This is a genomic window from Treponema sp. TIM-1 (genome assembly GCF_046533115.1).
Classification (GTDB): domain Bacteria; phylum Spirochaetota; class Spirochaetia; order Treponematales; family Breznakiellaceae; genus JAIRMO01.
Map to the genome: position 1 here is coordinate 25,683 of NZ_JAJQRC010000006.1, position 15,497 is coordinate 41,179.

The 15,497-nt window shown below is 55.5% G+C and carries 12 protein-coding genes; 3 read left to right on the forward strand and 9 right to left on the reverse strand.

All coding sequences use genetic code 11. The annotated features are described in order from the left end of the window. Window positions 1–406: 406 nt before the first annotated feature. The 4 genes from LQZ21_RS04500 to LQZ21_RS04515 form a co-directional block, all read right to left on the reverse strand. On the reverse strand, window positions 407–1,645 hold the full coding sequence (locus LQZ21_RS04500; RefSeq protein ID WP_411042977.1) for a translocation/assembly module TamB domain-containing protein: 1,239 nt from the start codon (window positions 1,643–1,645) through the stop codon (window positions 407–409). A 196-nt stretch (window positions 1,646–1,841) separates the two neighbouring features. Further along, complete coding sequence (locus tag LQZ21_RS04505; protein ID WP_411042978.1) at window positions 1,842–4,295, reverse strand: hypothetical protein; 2,454 nt, start codon at window positions 4,293–4,295, stop codon at window positions 1,842–1,844. A 71-nt stretch (window positions 4,296–4,366) separates the two neighbouring features. Beyond that, on the reverse strand, window positions 4,367–6,397 hold the full coding sequence (locus tag LQZ21_RS04510) for an autotransporter outer membrane beta-barrel domain-containing protein (RefSeq protein ID WP_411042979.1): 2,031 nt from the start codon (window positions 6,395–6,397) through the stop codon (window positions 4,367–4,369). Window positions 6,398–6,632: 235 nt separating this feature from the next. Continuing rightward, window positions 6,633–6,905: a hypothetical protein gene (locus LQZ21_RS04515; protein WP_411042980.1), complete on the reverse strand. Its 273-nt coding sequence runs from the start codon at window positions 6,903–6,905 to the stop codon at window positions 6,633–6,635. Between the two features lie 499 nt (window positions 6,906–7,404). Here LQZ21_RS04515 and LQZ21_RS04520 point away from each other — a divergent pair, with 499 nt between their 5' ends. Next, window positions 7,405–8,214: a TrmH family RNA methyltransferase gene (locus tag LQZ21_RS04520; protein WP_411042981.1), complete on the forward strand. Its 810-nt coding sequence runs from the start codon at window positions 7,405–7,407 to the stop codon at window positions 8,212–8,214. Window positions 8,215–8,387: 173 nt separating this feature from the next. Here LQZ21_RS04520 and LQZ21_RS04525 read toward each other — a convergent pair whose 3' ends face one another. The 5 genes from LQZ21_RS04525 to LQZ21_RS04545 all read right to left on the reverse strand — a co-directional run bounded on the left by LQZ21_RS04525 (window position 8,388) and on the right by LQZ21_RS04545 (window position 12,850). Continuing rightward, the gene (locus LQZ21_RS04525; RefSeq protein ID WP_411042982.1) at window positions 8,388–8,837 is read right to left on the reverse strand and encodes a hypothetical protein; all 450 of its coding nucleotides are present in this window, start codon (window positions 8,835–8,837) and stop codon (window positions 8,388–8,390) included. 310 nt (window positions 8,838–9,147) lie between these two features. Beyond that, a complete protein-coding gene (locus LQZ21_RS04530) occupies window positions 9,148–9,606 on the reverse strand; it encodes a type II toxin-antitoxin system VapC family toxin (protein WP_411042983.1) in 459 nt (152 codons plus the stop codon). Further along, window positions 9,603–9,857 (reverse strand): DUF6364 family protein, encoded by a 255-nt coding sequence (locus LQZ21_RS04535; RefSeq protein WP_411042984.1) that lies wholly within the window; start codon window positions 9,855–9,857, stop codon window positions 9,603–9,605. Before LQZ21_RS04535 ends, LQZ21_RS04530 begins: the two co-directional genes overlap by 4 nt. 271 nt (window positions 9,858–10,128) lie before the next feature. Continuing rightward, window positions 10,129–11,445: a nickel-dependent putative hexonate epimerase gene (locus LQZ21_RS04540; RefSeq protein ID WP_411042985.1), complete on the reverse strand. Its 1,317-nt coding sequence runs from the start codon at window positions 11,443–11,445 to the stop codon at window positions 10,129–10,131. Window positions 11,446–11,488: 43 nt separating this feature from the next. Continuing rightward, the gene (locus LQZ21_RS04545) at window positions 11,489–12,850 is read right to left on the reverse strand and encodes an ATP-dependent 6-phosphofructokinase (protein WP_411042986.1); all 1,362 of its coding nucleotides are present in this window, start codon (window positions 12,848–12,850) and stop codon (window positions 11,489–11,491) included. Window positions 12,851–12,897: 47 nt separating this feature from the next. On the opposite strand from LQZ21_RS04545, the gene LQZ21_RS04550 reads away from it, so the two are divergent. After that, a complete protein-coding gene (locus tag LQZ21_RS04550) occupies window positions 12,898–13,110 on the forward strand; it encodes a SlyX family protein (RefSeq protein WP_411042987.1) in 213 nt (70 codons plus the stop codon). A 7-nt stretch (window positions 13,111–13,117) separates the two neighbouring features. Beyond that, entirely contained in the window at window positions 13,118–15,430 is a 2,313-nt protein-coding gene (locus LQZ21_RS04555) for a transglycosylase domain-containing protein (protein ID WP_411042989.1), read from the forward strand. Window positions 15,431–15,497 lie beyond the last annotated feature (67 nt).

The window sequence follows — 15,497 nt, forward strand, 5'->3', positions numbered from 1 at the left end:
CTGACCTGTAGAGTCCGCGTCCACCGCCCGTGCCGGTCGGTTACCGCGGGGAATTCCAGAGACGCGGGCGGGGCGTAATTCCCCGCCGGGCTGCGCCGGCATGGGGCTAAACTGCCGGGTATCGGGGGGGGAAGAGGGCCTTTCAGCCGATTGTGGTGGGGGGGGGCTTTGCGACCGCTTGCCAGGCGGTGGTGTATGTGGTAACAGGCTGTAAACGGGGTGTTACTGCGGGGGGTGGGAGGGGGTAAGAGGCCTCCAGTCATATTGGAGCGGGGGGCCTTAGCCGGTAAAGGGTTAAAGGCCGGTTACCGGGTAGAGAAGGACCCTCCCGTCCGATGGACGGGAGGGGGTTGGTCTCGTTAAAACCCGGGCAGGCCGGGTTTTAGGTGCTCATGCAGGCGAGGAGTTACCTCGACCAACCGGCATTATTCGAGCCATCGGCATCGGCTACCCAATTATAAGGACCAGCACTAAGATTACCGGTATCGTGGGTAGGGGGGGTAGGAGCACCACTACTATTATAGAAGTTACTGGTGGCGCTGGTAACAACGATACTACCACCACTAAAAACAATTTTGGCAGGAACAGAAGGAGAAGAACCCAGTTCGCCAACAACTGCAAAGCTTTCGGTGTCCTCACCAGCATCAAACTTACCCGTCACGCTCAGCGCTGCTTCGAGAGTTAACATACTGTTTGCCTTTATTAGCAAAACTTGGGCGCCCACATTGTTAAATGGACTTTTCAGTGTTACGGAACCATCTACGATAAGAGAAGTGTTGTTAAAGTGAAACTTGCCGGAAAGTACATGGAATAGCGCACTGGCGTCACCGATAAAATAGTCAGTGCCACCGTTGAAGGATACTTTACCGCCGCTTTCCACAATGACTATCCCGCTTCCTTCAAAGCGGACGTCTGAACCAATCTTAGCGGTGGCGTTAGGCCCAATGATAATCGTGCCGTCATTGGTGCCCTCTGTGTCGTTGTCCAGGGTGTATTCACCATTCACTGTAATGGTCCCGGCGTTGGTAATCTCTCCATCGGTCGCCGCAAATTTGGCTTCCGGTCCAATAACAATCGTGCCGGTATTGGTGACGGCTGCATCCGCGGCCAGGGAAGTTTTACCCTTGCCGGTAACTTCGATAGTCCCGGCGTTGTTAATGGTTCCGTTTGCCGCCACCGTAAATACGGGGGTACTCCCATCGGTATCATTAACGGTAATCGTGCCGTTATTGGTGACGGTTGCACCGGCTGCCAGGGTGTATTTACCACCGTCGGCAACTTCGATAGTTCCGTCGTTGGTAATGCTTCCCGTCACCGCAAGTGTGGCGCCGGTCTCCACCACGATTTTTACGCCGGAATCAATTTTGAGTGAATCGGAAATCGGCAGGATTCCACCGGTAATGGTGACGGAGCCGTTGGCGTTCGGGGTAACGGTGACCCCAGCAGGAGCGGAGGCCGTCAATACGGCTGCCAGGTTCGCGGCGGCCTGGGCCGTGGAGGGGGGCGTATTAGTGTTGCCCGTCTCCGGCCAGGTGGGAGTACCGATGCTGCTGGTATCGTCGCTGGTGTCCGTGGGGCATCCTAAAAAGAACAATGATACGCTTAACAGGGCGATCATGCCGTAGAATATTTTCTTCTTCATCATAAAAACCTTCCTATTTCAATTTTAGTCATTACCAAAGCGCTGAAGGCTGCGCCCGCAATCGCTTTAGAACCAACAGGCAGGGCAGCCCGGAAACCGGTTTGTTCCCGGACCGCTTTTACTTCCTGTTTTGTAAACGGCATACGCCGTATGCCGCTTACAACGGATTCCGGAAAGTTTGTTAAACTTTCCGGACCGCTTAATCGTCTACGGAAAGCCCGGCCACAATATTTGTGCCAGCGCTTATTTTACCCCTGATGGTTAATCTGTTCGAACCGCCGGAAAGCTCCCCTATTACGCAGGGTATTTCAACGTCATCCCCCCAAAGCTCGCCGGTTCCGATGATCGTAGCGTCATTAGCACCGCTGATACCGACCTTAATCAATAGCCCGTTAAGGTTACCGGGGTAACGGCTGCCCGCGTCCTCGCTCAGGGTAATTTTACCGGGATAGGTTCCGCCTTCCAGGATAACCGAACCTGGGGTGCTGGCGTGACCGGTTAGGGTCAAAGTACCAGCGTATTGCAGGTCAAGGTCGGCTCCCCTAAGGAATAGGTTCTTTTCGGCAGCTACGGTGATCGTCGGGCTGGCAACATCCTCCGGGACCAGGAGGGTTGAGCCCCTGCCGGTGATATTATTCTGCCGCAGGATTACCTCGCCGCCTTCGGCGGTGAACCGCGCATCGTCTGTAAGAGAGATCGTACGGCCGGTGATCGTTGTATCACCAAGGGTAACGGATCCAGTCCCGGGGAGTACCAACAGGGAGTCTTCCTCCAGGACCAGGGCCCCCGTGACTGCGACGGGAATTGGGATATTGCTCTGCAATAACCCGGTCCCCAGTATCCGCAGTTCCCCGTCGATTGAGGTGAGCCCACCGTCCACGATCAGGGTCTTGTAACCCAAGTCCTCGTCATTTTCAAGGTCAAGGACCCCCGCGATCAAGGTGGTGTTTATGCTATTTTGGGGGGCGGTTATGGTGGCGCCGATTGTCCCTGCGGCCAATACTTCGCTATTTCCCACCAGGAGCTTCTTGCCCCCCTTGAGTCTAAACCTTGTATAGGTTCCGTACTTTAACGTGATCCCGCGGTTGGGGGGAGACGTAATGCTATAAGCCAGGGTGACGTCGCCCCCCAAGCCAAGGGTCTGATCGTGGGCCAAGGTTACGTTATCGTTAAACACCACCGGGCAGTCTATGTTGGTGTCGAGATTGAATTCAACCGGACCCATGAATTCTACGGTGCCGGCGCCGGCAATATTGGCGAAGGCATTGGCAGGCAGAGGATCCCCAAGCGCATTTGATGATGTAAATCTGCCCTCGAAGCGTATGGTTCCACCTGCAGCATTGTTCGGGACTCTGAGTATCTGACCGCCACCGGTTCCCTCTAAGGTAAGGTTGTCCTTGAAGATTACCGAGCCGGTATTATTCGTGATGGAAATTGAAGGGTCGTCCGAGTCAGGAGGAGCGGTGGTGACGAGGTTAATGATCTTGGTGTCAAATTCTATGGTCCCCGTATTGGACCCAACCGTGACCGCCTGGGTGATACCATCGGTGCCCGGGACAGTAATGGCTATGGTTCCGGCATTGTTTCCGGTTATCTTAATAGGGTCAGTAAGACCCGTAGTATCATCAGAAGCGGTAAGGCTTATCGACGTACCGGCGGCAGTTCCTCCTATCGTCGTTGTGCCAAGTTGGGTTGTGTTTACCACGACATCGCCCGATTCGGAAACAGCGTCAATCTTGAGGGCGTCAATGTTTTGGCCATTAGCAGGACTGATCGTGACCGTACCGGGGCCTTTGATCTCCTTTATGGTAATCGAAGCAATGTCAGCACCGGACGGCCCTGCGATATTGATGGGGACCGGCGCTTCAATCGTGGGCAGATTCGCTGAAGCCGGCAGGTTAAGGATAACCCCCGGAGTCGTGCTGGTCAGGGTCGCACTGGTGGTGAATTGGAAGTTGGTGAGGTTTTGAAAAACCAGGGTGTTACTCGCGGCCAGATCCACCTCCCCCAGGGCGATAACGGTGGGGTTGGTGCCGGTGCCGGGTACCGCGGTAGACCCCGCGTTTATGGTGAGTTTGTCCAGCACGTAAAGATAGGTAACCGCCTCATGAACATCACTAAAATCCGCACCTATCGTGTAATTTGACACGGCAATGCGCTGGTCGGTTCCCTGGGTGCCGTAAAGGGGGTTCTCCACATATTGCACCTTATGGCCGCCACTCACTAAGATAAATTTGTCATTCGGGTCCCCCCGGTAGATAAAAATGGCATTGGTCCCGAGGGTTATGCTCGAACTCGGCAGAAAGGTAAGGGTCGCATTAACCGCGTTGATAATCATATTCTCTACCGTTACGGGATACTCTACCCGGACGGGCCTATCCTTAAAATCGCCAACCGGAGAGAGGGGCGGAGTGATAGGGGTGCCGCCGTTTAGCCTGAGAGCCTCACCCAGCACCACGTTCCGGTTTCCTAGCTGGGCCGCCCGTACGGCTATATTCACGTCATCCGCGTCGGATGCGCCATACAGGTAATTTTCACCGAAAGTCACGGTTGATCCCCCGTCGCTGTCAGTGGCCTGGGAGCACCCAGTTAGGGTCAACAGTGCCGCCAATAACAGGACAGCACTGCCGAAAATCATATATTTCTTCAACATAAAACACTCCTTAAAGTATCCGGACCTATGCCGGATGATAGTTTCCCGCGCCATTGGTACGGGTTCCGGCATTATTGGATAAATGACGCCTTAAACGACTTACCAAAGGTGATACCGGTAGGGCCAGCGACAATATTGACCTCCGCCAGGTCGCCGCCCCGGTGGGCCACGGACCAGGCAGGCTGTTTGGCGGCTGCGGCATCCGGGGTTAAGGCCGCAAATGCCCCGGTCAACTGGGCGCTGCCGGCGTTGGTTTCAATCTTCGCCCACGTGGTGGGTTGTCCGTTTTCACCGACAATCAGGTTAATTTTTGCCCCCTTGTCCAATGCCACCTTAGCTCCGGCGGCGCTTAGCGCAATGCTGCTATAGGCGGCCACATCAAGCTCTATCTCCTCCAGGATAAGGGTACCGGTTGCACCCGCCACCGTGATACTCCCGGAACTTCCCCGTCCCGGCGCCAGTTTTGTCCCCGGGGCGCTCCCGGTGATCCGATTGTTCCCCAGGTTGATGGTCCCGCCGCTTGCCGTGAAGGTATAGGGCGCGGTAATTACCGGATCCCCTATATCAAGGCTGTTGGTGCCCAGGGCGAGGGTACCGCCCTCGGCCACGGCCAGGTAACCGAACTGGTTATGGGCCCCGTCAACTTTCGTCGTCAGGGTTGCATTACTCGAGAAGGTTGCCTCCGGGAGCACCTGTAAGGTACCGTTGGTGATCTCAAGGCTGCCGGTCAGTTCGATGATTTTGGCGTCCTCAATTTTTTCCGGATCGTTTTTAGGTATGGCCGAAGTGGTGAACGTTGCATTTCCACCGGTTAACACCACATCACCGCCGACTGCGGTAAAGAGGGGGGTCGGAATGATCTGGGTACTCCTGTCGGGGGTAATTTGGAGCGTGATGGTTTTACCCGCCCCCAGGGTTACCAAAGCCCCATCAATCACTATGTCCTGACCGTTTTTCAGGATAACATCCCCATAAAGGTCTAAGTTGGCCCCAATCGTAAGATCTCCCCTAAACACCGCCGTGCTATATATCGCAGAAACATCGCCGACAGGGATTTCCACATTATCGGCAAAGACCGCCCTACCGGTGCTGGAGATCTTAAGCTTCCGGTTACCGGCTCCGGCAACGGTGATGTTGCCGTCTCCGCCAGTAATGGTAATATTCGAAAGATTAGAAACCTGCAGGGTTCCCGGGCCGGTAAGCTTACCCTCTATGGTGAAACGGTCGACGAAGTTTTCGCCGATAATGGTGATTCCGTATCCATCCTCTATATGCACATTGGGTATGAATAACTCGTTATCGGGAAGGTCAGGCAGCACGACCGAAGCGCTCCGGGAACTGGTCACGGTGGAACTGGTCCCATACACGATATCGCCATTGAGCGCGTCATTGAACAGCACAAGAGTGGGGATGGTTCCGGTAAAATCCACCGTCCCCAGGGCCGTAATACCCAAAGTTGCTCCGAGAGGCGTCGCACCGGAGGGAACGGTAAGCTTTTCCACTACATAGAGGGTTTGAAGGTTCGGATTGGTTATCCTGGCGTCAACGCCGTTACTGTCCGTGGAATAATCGTAATTCTGGGTGGACCCCAGCTTAAACTCCCGGACCGCGGCGGCGGTAGCCTTAGACATGATGTCTTGCACCCGGTCCACGAACTCTACCATGACGCCATCGTCAACCTTATCAATGGCATCCGGTTTTTGGCTGTCCCGGAGAATGAAAGCGGAGTTACCGTCCATTACTATTTCCGCGCCGGGAGCCCAGCTCACCCGGGCGTCAGCCACATTTATGACGCCGTTCGGGAAGGTTACCTTACCATTGACCCGGACATCGGCGTCTTTAAAGTTTAATGTGGCGGGGGGATGGCCCGCGCCGGCGCCCTGGATGATAAGATTATGCTCAAGAACGACAGGTTCCCTCGCCTTAATAGCATTATCTATCGCTTCCTGTGCTTGATAGGGACTCACGCTCTGACCGTAGATCCGGTGTCCGTACACAATTTCGGTACTACCGTCGTCGGCAGAGGTTGGGCACCCCGTCAGAGTGATTAGCGCCGCTAAAAACAGCGCCACACTTCCAAAAATTAGGCTCTTTTTCAACATAAAGCCCTCCTGTATTTATAGTCATCCGGTCATATCAACCGAATGGCGGAAGCGCCCCGAAGGGCGCTTCCTAATAAAAAGAGGACTATACGCATTGAAAATCCACCCCGGATGGGGTATCATTACGATGCGATTAGCAAGCCCCGGAGGCAGCGTCTTCCGCCAAGAAAACTCACTGCCCCGGGGTCCTCTTTTTAAGGACACCGCAAAAGGCGGCTAGGCCGCCCTGTTGTTTCTAACCGGGTTTACCCGGCATACCTCCCCGTACCGGCAACGCCGCCAGACCCCGGTCCACACCGGAGACTACGACCGGTTTGGGGACAAAAAGCCCCTGCCGGAAAAAACTGAGAGAAAATATATTTTTTTTGAAAAAAATTGCTCTTTTAGCCCCCACTTGGCACGGTTCTTGCTGCTGAGGGGGGTAAGAAATTGCTAATGGAGCATTGAAAATGAAAAATAAAGAGGAAGGAGAAGTTTGGAATGAATAGAGCATGGTATCGAATGTCATGGCTTCCTCCTTTTATTTTTTGCCGGCCTGGGCCGGTCCCTTTTTCATTATTTACCTACACATTATTATATCACGTTTAGTTCCAAAAATCTCGTTTTTTTTAAAAATTTTTAAAAAAAATGCAAAAAAACGTCAAATTTCGTCTCCGGGCGCCAAATTCACCCCAAAGGCGCCATCCGGTACTGAATAATAAGCATTCACCACGAAGATACAATATTAAGAAATTCACCACAAAGGCGCAGAAGGCGAAAAAGGAAGGATGAAGAGTTAGGAGAGAGGGATGAGGAGTTAGGAAAATCTCCTCTCTCCTAACTCCTTTCTTCCCTCTTCGTTCGTGGTGTTCGTGTAGTTCGTGGTTAACCCTCTTCTCTCTTAATTCCCTTCTTCGCCTTCTGCGCCTTCGTGGTTAAATTCTCTTTTATGTTGCCTTTGTGGTCGAATTCTCTTTTATGCTGTCTGGTACTGTTTTTACCGGCAAAAAGGGCATATACTGGGAAAAATGCGGAACAAATTGACCAATGAGTTGGCGGTCTGCGGGTTTAATGCCGTGGCGGCCCTGGGGGAATACCATCCTGAAAAGATAAACCGGCTTTTTCTCCGGGAGGACCGGCTGAAACAATTCACCCGGGTGTGTAAAAATTTGGCGGAGCGGAAACGGCCCTATAAACTGTGCGAAGACGAGGAACTGGAGCGGATCTGCAAAAGCCCCCGGCACCAGGGGGTGGTGGCGATGATCGAGGAACCGGTGGTGGAACCGGTGGAAAAAATGGACATTGAGCACTGGGCCGGGGAAGGGAAAACCGGCCTGGTGCTGCATTCCGTGGGGAACGATCATAACCTGGGGGCCATGGTCCGTTCCGCGGCTTTTTTCGACGCCCCCCTGATCATCCTTTCCGAAGGGGACCTGGAAGCCCGGCTTACCACCAGCGCCTACCGGGTCGCCGAAGGGGGGATGGAGCAGGTGACCTTTAGGAAGGTGGGGGATACCGGGGCTTTTATCAAAAGCCTTTCCCGGTCGGTGATCACCATCGGCACGGATATGCGGGCCCGCCTGCGGATTCGGGATCTGGGCGTCATTATCCGGGAGCGGGCCGGCCTTTTGCGGGGCAGCCCCGCCGGAAAACATAGGCCCGGGGAGTATGTCCGGCCCGGCATCGCCCTGGTGGTGGGCAACGAAGAAACCGGGCTCCCCCCAACGGTAAAGGAACACTGCTCCGCCCTGGTACGGATCCCCGGCACCGGTATCATCGAAAGCCTCAACGTCGCCCAGGCGGCGACTCTTTTTCTTCATGAGATCTATGAATTGTGAAGAATTAAGAGGAATTTAACCACGAACCACACAAACCTCACGAACAAATGAGAGAATTCAGGTAGTAATTCCAAGATGTCGAAGCAAAAGTTCGTGTGGTTCGTGTCGTTCGTGGTTAATCTTCTTATCGGTGTAGACACGAAAAAGCCCGGAGCCTGGGCCCCGGGTTTATCCTATCTCCAGTTTCGGAAATGGTGCCGGTGGTTGCCGGGGCCGCCCCAGGATTTGAAGTCCGGCTGGGGGTCTGCGGCCCCTTCGGCAAACTGCCTAAGCCCGGGGGACAGATCGTAGTCCTTGCCGTTAAAGCTCAGTTTAAGGACCCGAAGGAAGCGGTATTCCGGGGCGGCGGGCAGGGGGAACTCATACCCCTCCAGGGTTACCGGGGCCCCTTCTCTGAGTCCGTCCACAAACCCGATAAGCCGGTCGATACCCATGACATAATAGGTATTGCCCCCGCTTTCAAGGCCAATTCTGGCGTCGATGAGCGCCAAATTCCCGCTCACCGTAACTGCTTGGGGGGGTTCCGGCGGCGTCCGGGGCCCTCGGGCCCGGTCGCTTCCGTTCTGGGCGAAAAGGCCCACGGCCACCAGGGCCAGAATACTAAAAAGGATACTCCGTTTCATATACGCTCCTCGCAAAAGCGGCCGCAGGGCCCGCTCTTGCATTAAAATCAACTCACCGCCTCAAGACACCAGGTCCTGCTGCGCCGGATAATCCGGTCTGGGGTTGTATATACTATATAGCAAGAACCGTGCCAAGTTGGCGCAAAAAGCAAAAAAAATGAGGAAATAACCACGAACCACCCGAACGTTTTGTTTGAAACGTCTTCTTGTTGGTGAGGATTCGTGTTGGTTCGTGGGTAAATATCTTTGGTATAGCATCCCGGCTGTTTGCGATGTTGGGGCCCGAAGCAAGTCCACGGCAACAAAGCTGTTATGAGCCGTTGCCTATTTCCATTTTTTGTATTTCTTTTATTTTTAAATATTGTGATGGTGTATATACTTTTATGGTTGATTTTTTATAGTCTTCTATGTTCCGCGTAATGATATAATCCATTTTATTTTCTACCGCGGTAAAATATTGCACCGCATCTTCAAAATCATTAAAGCCTGATTCCAATGCTTTTTGTATAATTTTATCATCAACAGGTAATACGGTTAATAGTAATCTGAGCTTTTTGAGAAAATTTATCGATGTGGTATGATCCTTTAATTTCTTCTGGATATAATAGGTATTGGTAAAAATGACCGTGGATGTATATCCTTGGTATTCATCGGCTTCTACAAGATTTATTAATGTTATCGCTTCATTCACGTCATTTTTCAATAATTCATCCCGTTTAATGGAGATATCCAAAATAATATCATTATCAAAAAAGAGTTTTTCCTTCATAGGTATTTTTCCATCAGTGCGTCAGTTAAAATATCTTGATAATCCGTATGCCCATTTACCTTGATTATACCAACCAATTCTTTTGTTATTGGACCCAGGGTAAGGTATTCAATTTTTTTATCCACCGATGAAGATATTGAAGACAAATATTCTTCAACCAGTTTAGAAACGCTTCTTTTTTGATCTTTTGCGTATTTTTTAGCGTTTTCTATTACCGTTTGATCGATACTTAACGTTAATTTTGTATACATAGCCATCTCCTACGTAATAATGTAAGGTATAATTTACGTACTGTCCATATATTTTTTGATGTTTTTGCAATTTTTAGGCAATGCCGCATATCGTAGTAAGTGTTGATACTACCTTAACAGAATATAAAAAAGACGGATTAAAAATAGTGTTCTAAGAACCGGTCAATAGGATACTGCTTTTGTTCGTGTGGTTCGCGGTTAATTTTCTTTAATTTCAGTGTCAGCCGTCATTATATGGGTAAAATTTACCCAGGGGGACAATTTTACCCGCTTAGCCGGCGGCAAAAAAGCGTTTTTTTTCGGCCCAGAGACCCAGGGAGGGGTTGGGAATAAAAAAGATCGTCTCGCCGTCGGGGAGGGTTTGTTTTCCGGGCCTGAGGGCGTTGGGGGCATAGCGTTTCAGGGCCTGGTCCAGGTCACCCCAGGCATAACCGGCGGCCTCAATTTCGTTGCGGCTGAGGCCCGGACCGGGGCAGTACCGCACGGTGAAACGGCCCTCGGGGGAGCCGTGGATGAGGTGGGCCGCCACGCTGAGGTTTTCCGCCAGGTCCGGTTCCTTTTCCGCCAGATCCCGGATTGCGGCCCCGGAACGGTATCCGTAGCGGCGGATCAGGGCGTCAAGGGCCGGATCTTCCCCAAAGCCCTGGAGGCCCGGGGCGAGGATCAGGAGTTCCCCCCCGTCGGCAATGGCCATCCGGGTCCGGTATATGGCCTTGTTCCCCAGCCAGGTGGTACGGTATTGGCCGCCGTCCAGGTAAACCACGGCTTTTTCCACGGGCTCATCCAGGAGATCCAGGTTGACCTCCCGGGCCAGGGCCGCGGCCTTTTCAAAACAGTCCCTGCCAAAGCCGATATACAGGCCCCGGACCACGGGAGCCCCGAGGGGGGCGGCCTCCGCAGGGCCCCGGCTGCCCACCACGGTAAGCGCCCAGAGGATGGGGGGAAGCGCATGGCCGAAACGGCGGAGGCCCTCGTCAAATAAGGCCCGGACCGGGTTGTCGATCCGCCCCAGGAGCCGTTCCAGGCCGTAACGGGCCCCCACAAAATGGCTCTTGTCAATGGCCTCTTTGCCGCCGGTTCCCACCAGGATATTTTTACTGTGATTGGCCATTCCCGCCACTTCATGGGGCACCACCTGACCTATGGAGAGGATCAGGGAAAAACCGCCGTCCCGGAGCATACGGTTGACCTGTACCGGCCAGTCAAAATACACCCCGCCGGTATGCCCCACCCACTCCGCCTCCAGGCGGCCCAATTCCACCACATCCCGCCGCCAGTCGTGGACCCGGAACCGGTCCGGGGGCGTACCGGGGAACATGCGGCGTAACTCGGCAGGGCCCATGGCAAAGTGGGTCCCCAGGGCGGGTAACACCAGCCCCAAACGGCCGCGCCGGGACAGTTCCCGGACGGCGATATCCGTGAGGAACCCGGCCCGGGAATGGTACCGGGTTATGTCCGGGGGCAGGATAAGGACGGGCCCCGAACCGCCCGCTTCCCCCAGGGCCCGGTTCAGGGCATCGGAGAAAAGTTCGTCCAGGGCCTCATCGGCCAGTTCCAAATCCGCCCGGCCCCGGGCAGTAACGGTCATGGGGGGGGAGCCTTTCCCCGGTTTCGGAAAACACCCCGGGGGATTACCCAATATCGTCTTCTTTGCCGAAGATGGCCCCCATGGGGTTATTCACCATAAGGATGGGCTGATGGGTGGCGTCCAGGGTATCCCGCCAAAGGTTGCCTTCGGGGTCCACATGGCTGCGCTGGGAAACGACCACCTTCATGGGCAAATGGACAAATTCGTTGTTCACCAGCCCTATCAGGACCTTGGTTTTACCCGCCATGGCCGCATGGGCCGCGGCGTTTCCCAGGCGTTCACAATAAATCGAATCACTGGGTGCCGCCGGGGCGGACCGGATCATATAACTGGGATCGATGTATTTCAGGTTGATCTCTATGCCTTTGGCGTCAAAATACTCCTGGATCTTGTCCTTCAAGTAGGTTCCCACATCTTCCATCTTGATGTTTCCCCCGGCGTCCTTTTTTACTTCCCGGATCAGCTGATCCTGCATGGCCCCTTCGGCCACGATGACCACCGCGTGTTTGCGGGTCCGGAGCCGCTCCTCCAGGTGGTGCAGGAAACCGTTGGGGCCGTTCAGCTCAAAGGGAATTTCCGGGACCAGGACAAAATTCACCTCGTGGCTGGCCAGGGCGGTATGGGCGGCGATAAAGCCCGACTCCCGGCCCATGAGTTTTACCAGGCCTATGCCGTTGATCTGGGAATGGGCCTCCATGTGGGCGGCGGTAACCACCTCCGCTGCCTTGGCCACCGCGGTATCGAAACCAAAGGATTTTTGGATGAAAGAAAAATCATTATCCACGGTTTTGGGGATCCCGATCATGGCTATTTTGAGTTTCCGCCGGTCTATTTCTCCGGCGATATCCAGGGAGCCCCGCTGGGTCCCGTCGCCGCCTATGGTAAAAAGCATATTCAGGTTGAGTTTTTCCATGGCGTCCACGATCTTCGCCACTTCCCGGCCCCCTCCCCGGGCGCTCCCCAGGAAGGTGCCCCCTAATTTATGGATATCATCCACGATATCTGGGGTGAGTTCCTTGGTACCGTACTGGTACTCGGGCAGAAAACCCTTGTATCCATAGCGGATCCCCGAAATACGGCGGACCCCGTAGCGGTACCAGAGGCAGCGGACAATGGCCCGGATCACGTCGTTGATCCCCGGACAAAGCCCGCCGCAGCTTACGATCCCCGCATGTACGTGCTGGGGCATAAAATAGATGAACTCCCGCGGCCCGGCACACTCGAAAACCTGGCTCCGCTTAATCGGCGCCTGGACTCCCAGGGTTACCGCCGCGCTTAACCGGACAAATTCATCATCGGTCACATAATTGGCAATAAAATCGCCCCGGATCTTCGACATGGTCATCGGCGATTTAATGGACCGCTTCCCCAATTCTTCTATACTAAAATCATAGGATACGCTCATGGATGCCCCCTATTCCAATATACCTCTATAGTATATATTCAAATATAATGAATCAACAGGGCTTGGAGCCACGGATCGAAAAGATAGAAATAAAATTGGCTTTTCTGGAAGATTTTCTTAACCGTCTCCAGGAGGGGGTGACGGAACGGAATGCCCTGCTGGATAAACTCTCCGCGGAGCATGAAGCCGTAAAGGACCGTCTGCGGCAGCTTTCCCAGGATATGGACTATATACCCAACCAAAAACCTCCCCACTATTAGGGCGGGTATGAAGAAGAAAGGAAGAGGGAATTCCGCCGGCGGAAAACGGAAATGGCTGCGAAGGCTTATCTTGGGGGCGGGGTGTATCCTGGGTATCCGGGCCGCCCTGGCCCTTTGGCCTTACCCGGAGTTGGAGCTTTTCCGGGGGCGGTCCTATGGTTTGGCTGTTCAGGACCGGACGGGCCGTACTCTGCGGGTTTTTCCCGCCCGTGACGGGGTCAGGCGGGAGTGGGCGGATCTGGAGGAGATCCCCGCCGGGGTGGTCAGGATTTTTCTCCGGGCTGAGGACCGGCGGTTTTACGTTCATCCCGGGGTGGACCCCCTGGCGGTGCTGGGAAGCGCCCTCCGGAACCTCCGGGAAGGGCGGATCGTCTCCGGGGCCTCTACCGTTACCATGCAGTTGGCCCGGCTGGTCCGGCCCCGTGCCGGCGGCCTTGGGGGAAAACTCCGGGAAGCCGGGGATGCCCTCAGGCTGGAGGCCAGGTTATCGAAAAAAGAGATCCTGGAACTCTGGCTGAATAACATCCCCTTTGGAAGCAATATCGAGGGGCTCCCGGCCATGGGCCGGGCCCGGTTCGGCAGGCCCGTGGCGGCCCTGGATGAGAGCCGGGCGGCGCTCCTGGCCATGGTTCCCCGGCGGCCCAGCCGCTACGATCCCGCGGTCAACCCCGAGGCGGCGGTAAGCGCGGCCCTGGCCTTTTCGGCCCGGTGCGCCCTGGGCTTGAAGGAAGCCGCCCTTTGGGAAGCCGCCGGCGAGGCCGCCCAGGAGGGGGTACTTTTAGAGAAGGCCCCCTTTTTTGCCCCCCATTTTACCGAGGCCATTGCCGCTTCCCTCAGGGCCGCCGGAAATTCCCCTCCCCTCCCCTGGGTGCGGAGTACCCTGGACCTGAATTTTCAAACCTACGGTGAAGAGCTTCTCCAGGGCGCACTGGGCCAACTGCGGAACCACCGGGTGACCAACGGGGCGATTTTGGCCATTGAAAACGATACCGGGGCAATCCGGGTATATGTGGGGTCCGCTTCCTGGTTTGCCGAGGAGTCTTCCGGCAAGATCGACGGGGTCCGGGTCATCAACCAGCCCGGGTCCTGCCTTAAACCCTTCCTTTACGCCCTGGCCCTGGATTCGGGATTTGGCCCCCAGGACATACTGCCGGATCTTCCCACGATCTTCGGCGGCAGCGAGGCCTATGTGCCCGCCAATTTTAACCGCCGTTTTAACGGGCCGGTCCGGCTCCGGGTGGCCCTGGCCTCCTCCCTTAATATCCCCGCGGTGTATATGATTGAGCGCCTGGGGGTCGGGGCCTTTGAGGACTTTTTGGTTTCCCTGGGCTTTGATTCCATTGCCGCTTCCCGGGGCGTCCACGGAAGCGGTCTGGCCCTGGGGAACGGGGAGGTGAGCCTCGCGGAACTGGTTCGGGCCTTTTCGGTCTTTCCCCGGGGCGGCTCCCTGGTACCTCTTAACTATATAGAAGAAACCGGCCAGGGGCTTGAAGATTCCGGCCCCCTGGGGGGCGGGGAAAGCCGGCAGGTCATGTCCCCCTACGCGGCCTGGGTGATCTCCGACGTGCTGGCGGACCGGGCGAGCCGTTTTACCGGATTCGGACCGGCTCCGGTTCTGGCGACGCCCTTCTCGTCGATGTTCAAAACCGGTACCGCCAATCAGTTTCAGCATATCTGGGCCCTGGGCGCGTCCCGGCGCTTTACCGTGGGGGTCTGGATGGGCAATTTTTCCGGGGAGACCGTCATAGGCTCCACGGGGAGTTCCATTCCCGCCCGGATCGCCGCGGAGCTCCTGCGGGCCCTGGAAACAACGGGCTCCCGGGACGGGCCGGTGGGGGGCGATCCGCCGGAATTGGCCGCCGCCGTGTCGATCTGCGCCTTGTCCGGTATGGCCGCGGGGCCCGATTGCGGGGGGACCCTCCGGGAATGGCTGCTCCCGGACCGGATCCCCCCTCCCTGTACCTGGCACCAACGGACCGGCCTGGTCTATCCCCCGGAATACCAGGCCTGGCTTGAGGAACGGTTCCACTCGGGCCGGGCCGGGAATCGGGCCGGGGGAACATCCGGCCCCCGGATCAGGATCCCCGTCTCCGGTTCGGTGTTTTACCTGGACCCCAGCCTGCCCCCGGAGGCCCAGGCCCTGCGGCTTGAAACCTCGGGCTTCGGCCCCGAAGCCCCGGTATATATCGACCAGATCCTTCAGGGCGTCCTCAACCCCGCAGGGGTCTTCGCCCTGCCCCTATTCCGGGGCCGCCATCAGGTAACGGTAGAGGACGATACCGGCGCAACAGCCTGGGCGGACTTTGAGGTACGTGGTTAAATTTCTTTGTTTTTTTCAGGTCCAGGGCAAAAATTCCCCAAAATTCGTCACTTTTTTAAAAAAAACT

Bases quoted from the DNA above. Each gene is read 5' to 3' on its own strand.
- LQZ21_RS04500 (WP_411042977.1), bottom strand. From the start codon at position 1,645: ATGATGAAGAAGAAAATATTCTACGGCATGATCGCCCTGTTAAGCGTA.
- LQZ21_RS04505 (WP_411042978.1), bottom strand. From the start codon at position 4,295: ATGTTGAAGAAATATATGATTTTCGGCAGTGCTGTCCTGTTATTGGCG.
- LQZ21_RS04510 (WP_411042979.1), bottom strand. From the start codon at position 6,397: ATGTTGAAAAAGAGCCTAATTTTTGGAAGTGTGGCGCTGTTTTTAGCG.
- LQZ21_RS04515 (WP_411042980.1), bottom strand. From the start codon at position 6,905: ATGACATTCGATACCATGCTCTATTCATTCCAAACTTCTCCTTCCTCT.
- LQZ21_RS04520 (WP_411042981.1), top strand. From the start codon at position 7,405: ATGCGGAACAAATTGACCAATGAGTTGGCGGTCTGCGGGTTTAATGCC.
- LQZ21_RS04525 (WP_411042982.1), bottom strand. From the start codon at position 8,837: ATGAAACGGAGTATCCTTTTTAGTATTCTGGCCCTGGTGGCCGTGGGC.
- LQZ21_RS04530 (WP_411042983.1), bottom strand. From the start codon at position 9,606: ATGAAGGAAAAACTCTTTTTTGATAATGATATTATTTTGGATATCTCC.
- LQZ21_RS04535 (WP_411042984.1), bottom strand. From the start codon at position 9,857: ATGTATACAAAATTAACGTTAAGTATCGATCAAACGGTAATAGAAAAC.
- LQZ21_RS04540 (WP_411042985.1), bottom strand. From the start codon at position 11,445: ATGACCGTTACTGCCCGGGGCCGGGCGGATTTGGAACTGGCCGATGAG.
- LQZ21_RS04545 (WP_411042986.1), bottom strand. From the start codon at position 12,850: ATGAGCGTATCCTATGATTTTAGTATAGAAGAATTGGGGAAGCGGTCC.
- LQZ21_RS04550 (WP_411042987.1), top strand. From the start codon at position 12,898: ATGAATCAACAGGGCTTGGAGCCACGGATCGAAAAGATAGAAATAAAA.
- LQZ21_RS04555 (WP_411042989.1), top strand. From the start codon at position 13,118: ATGAAGAAGAAAGGAAGAGGGAATTCCGCCGGCGGAAAACGGAAATGG.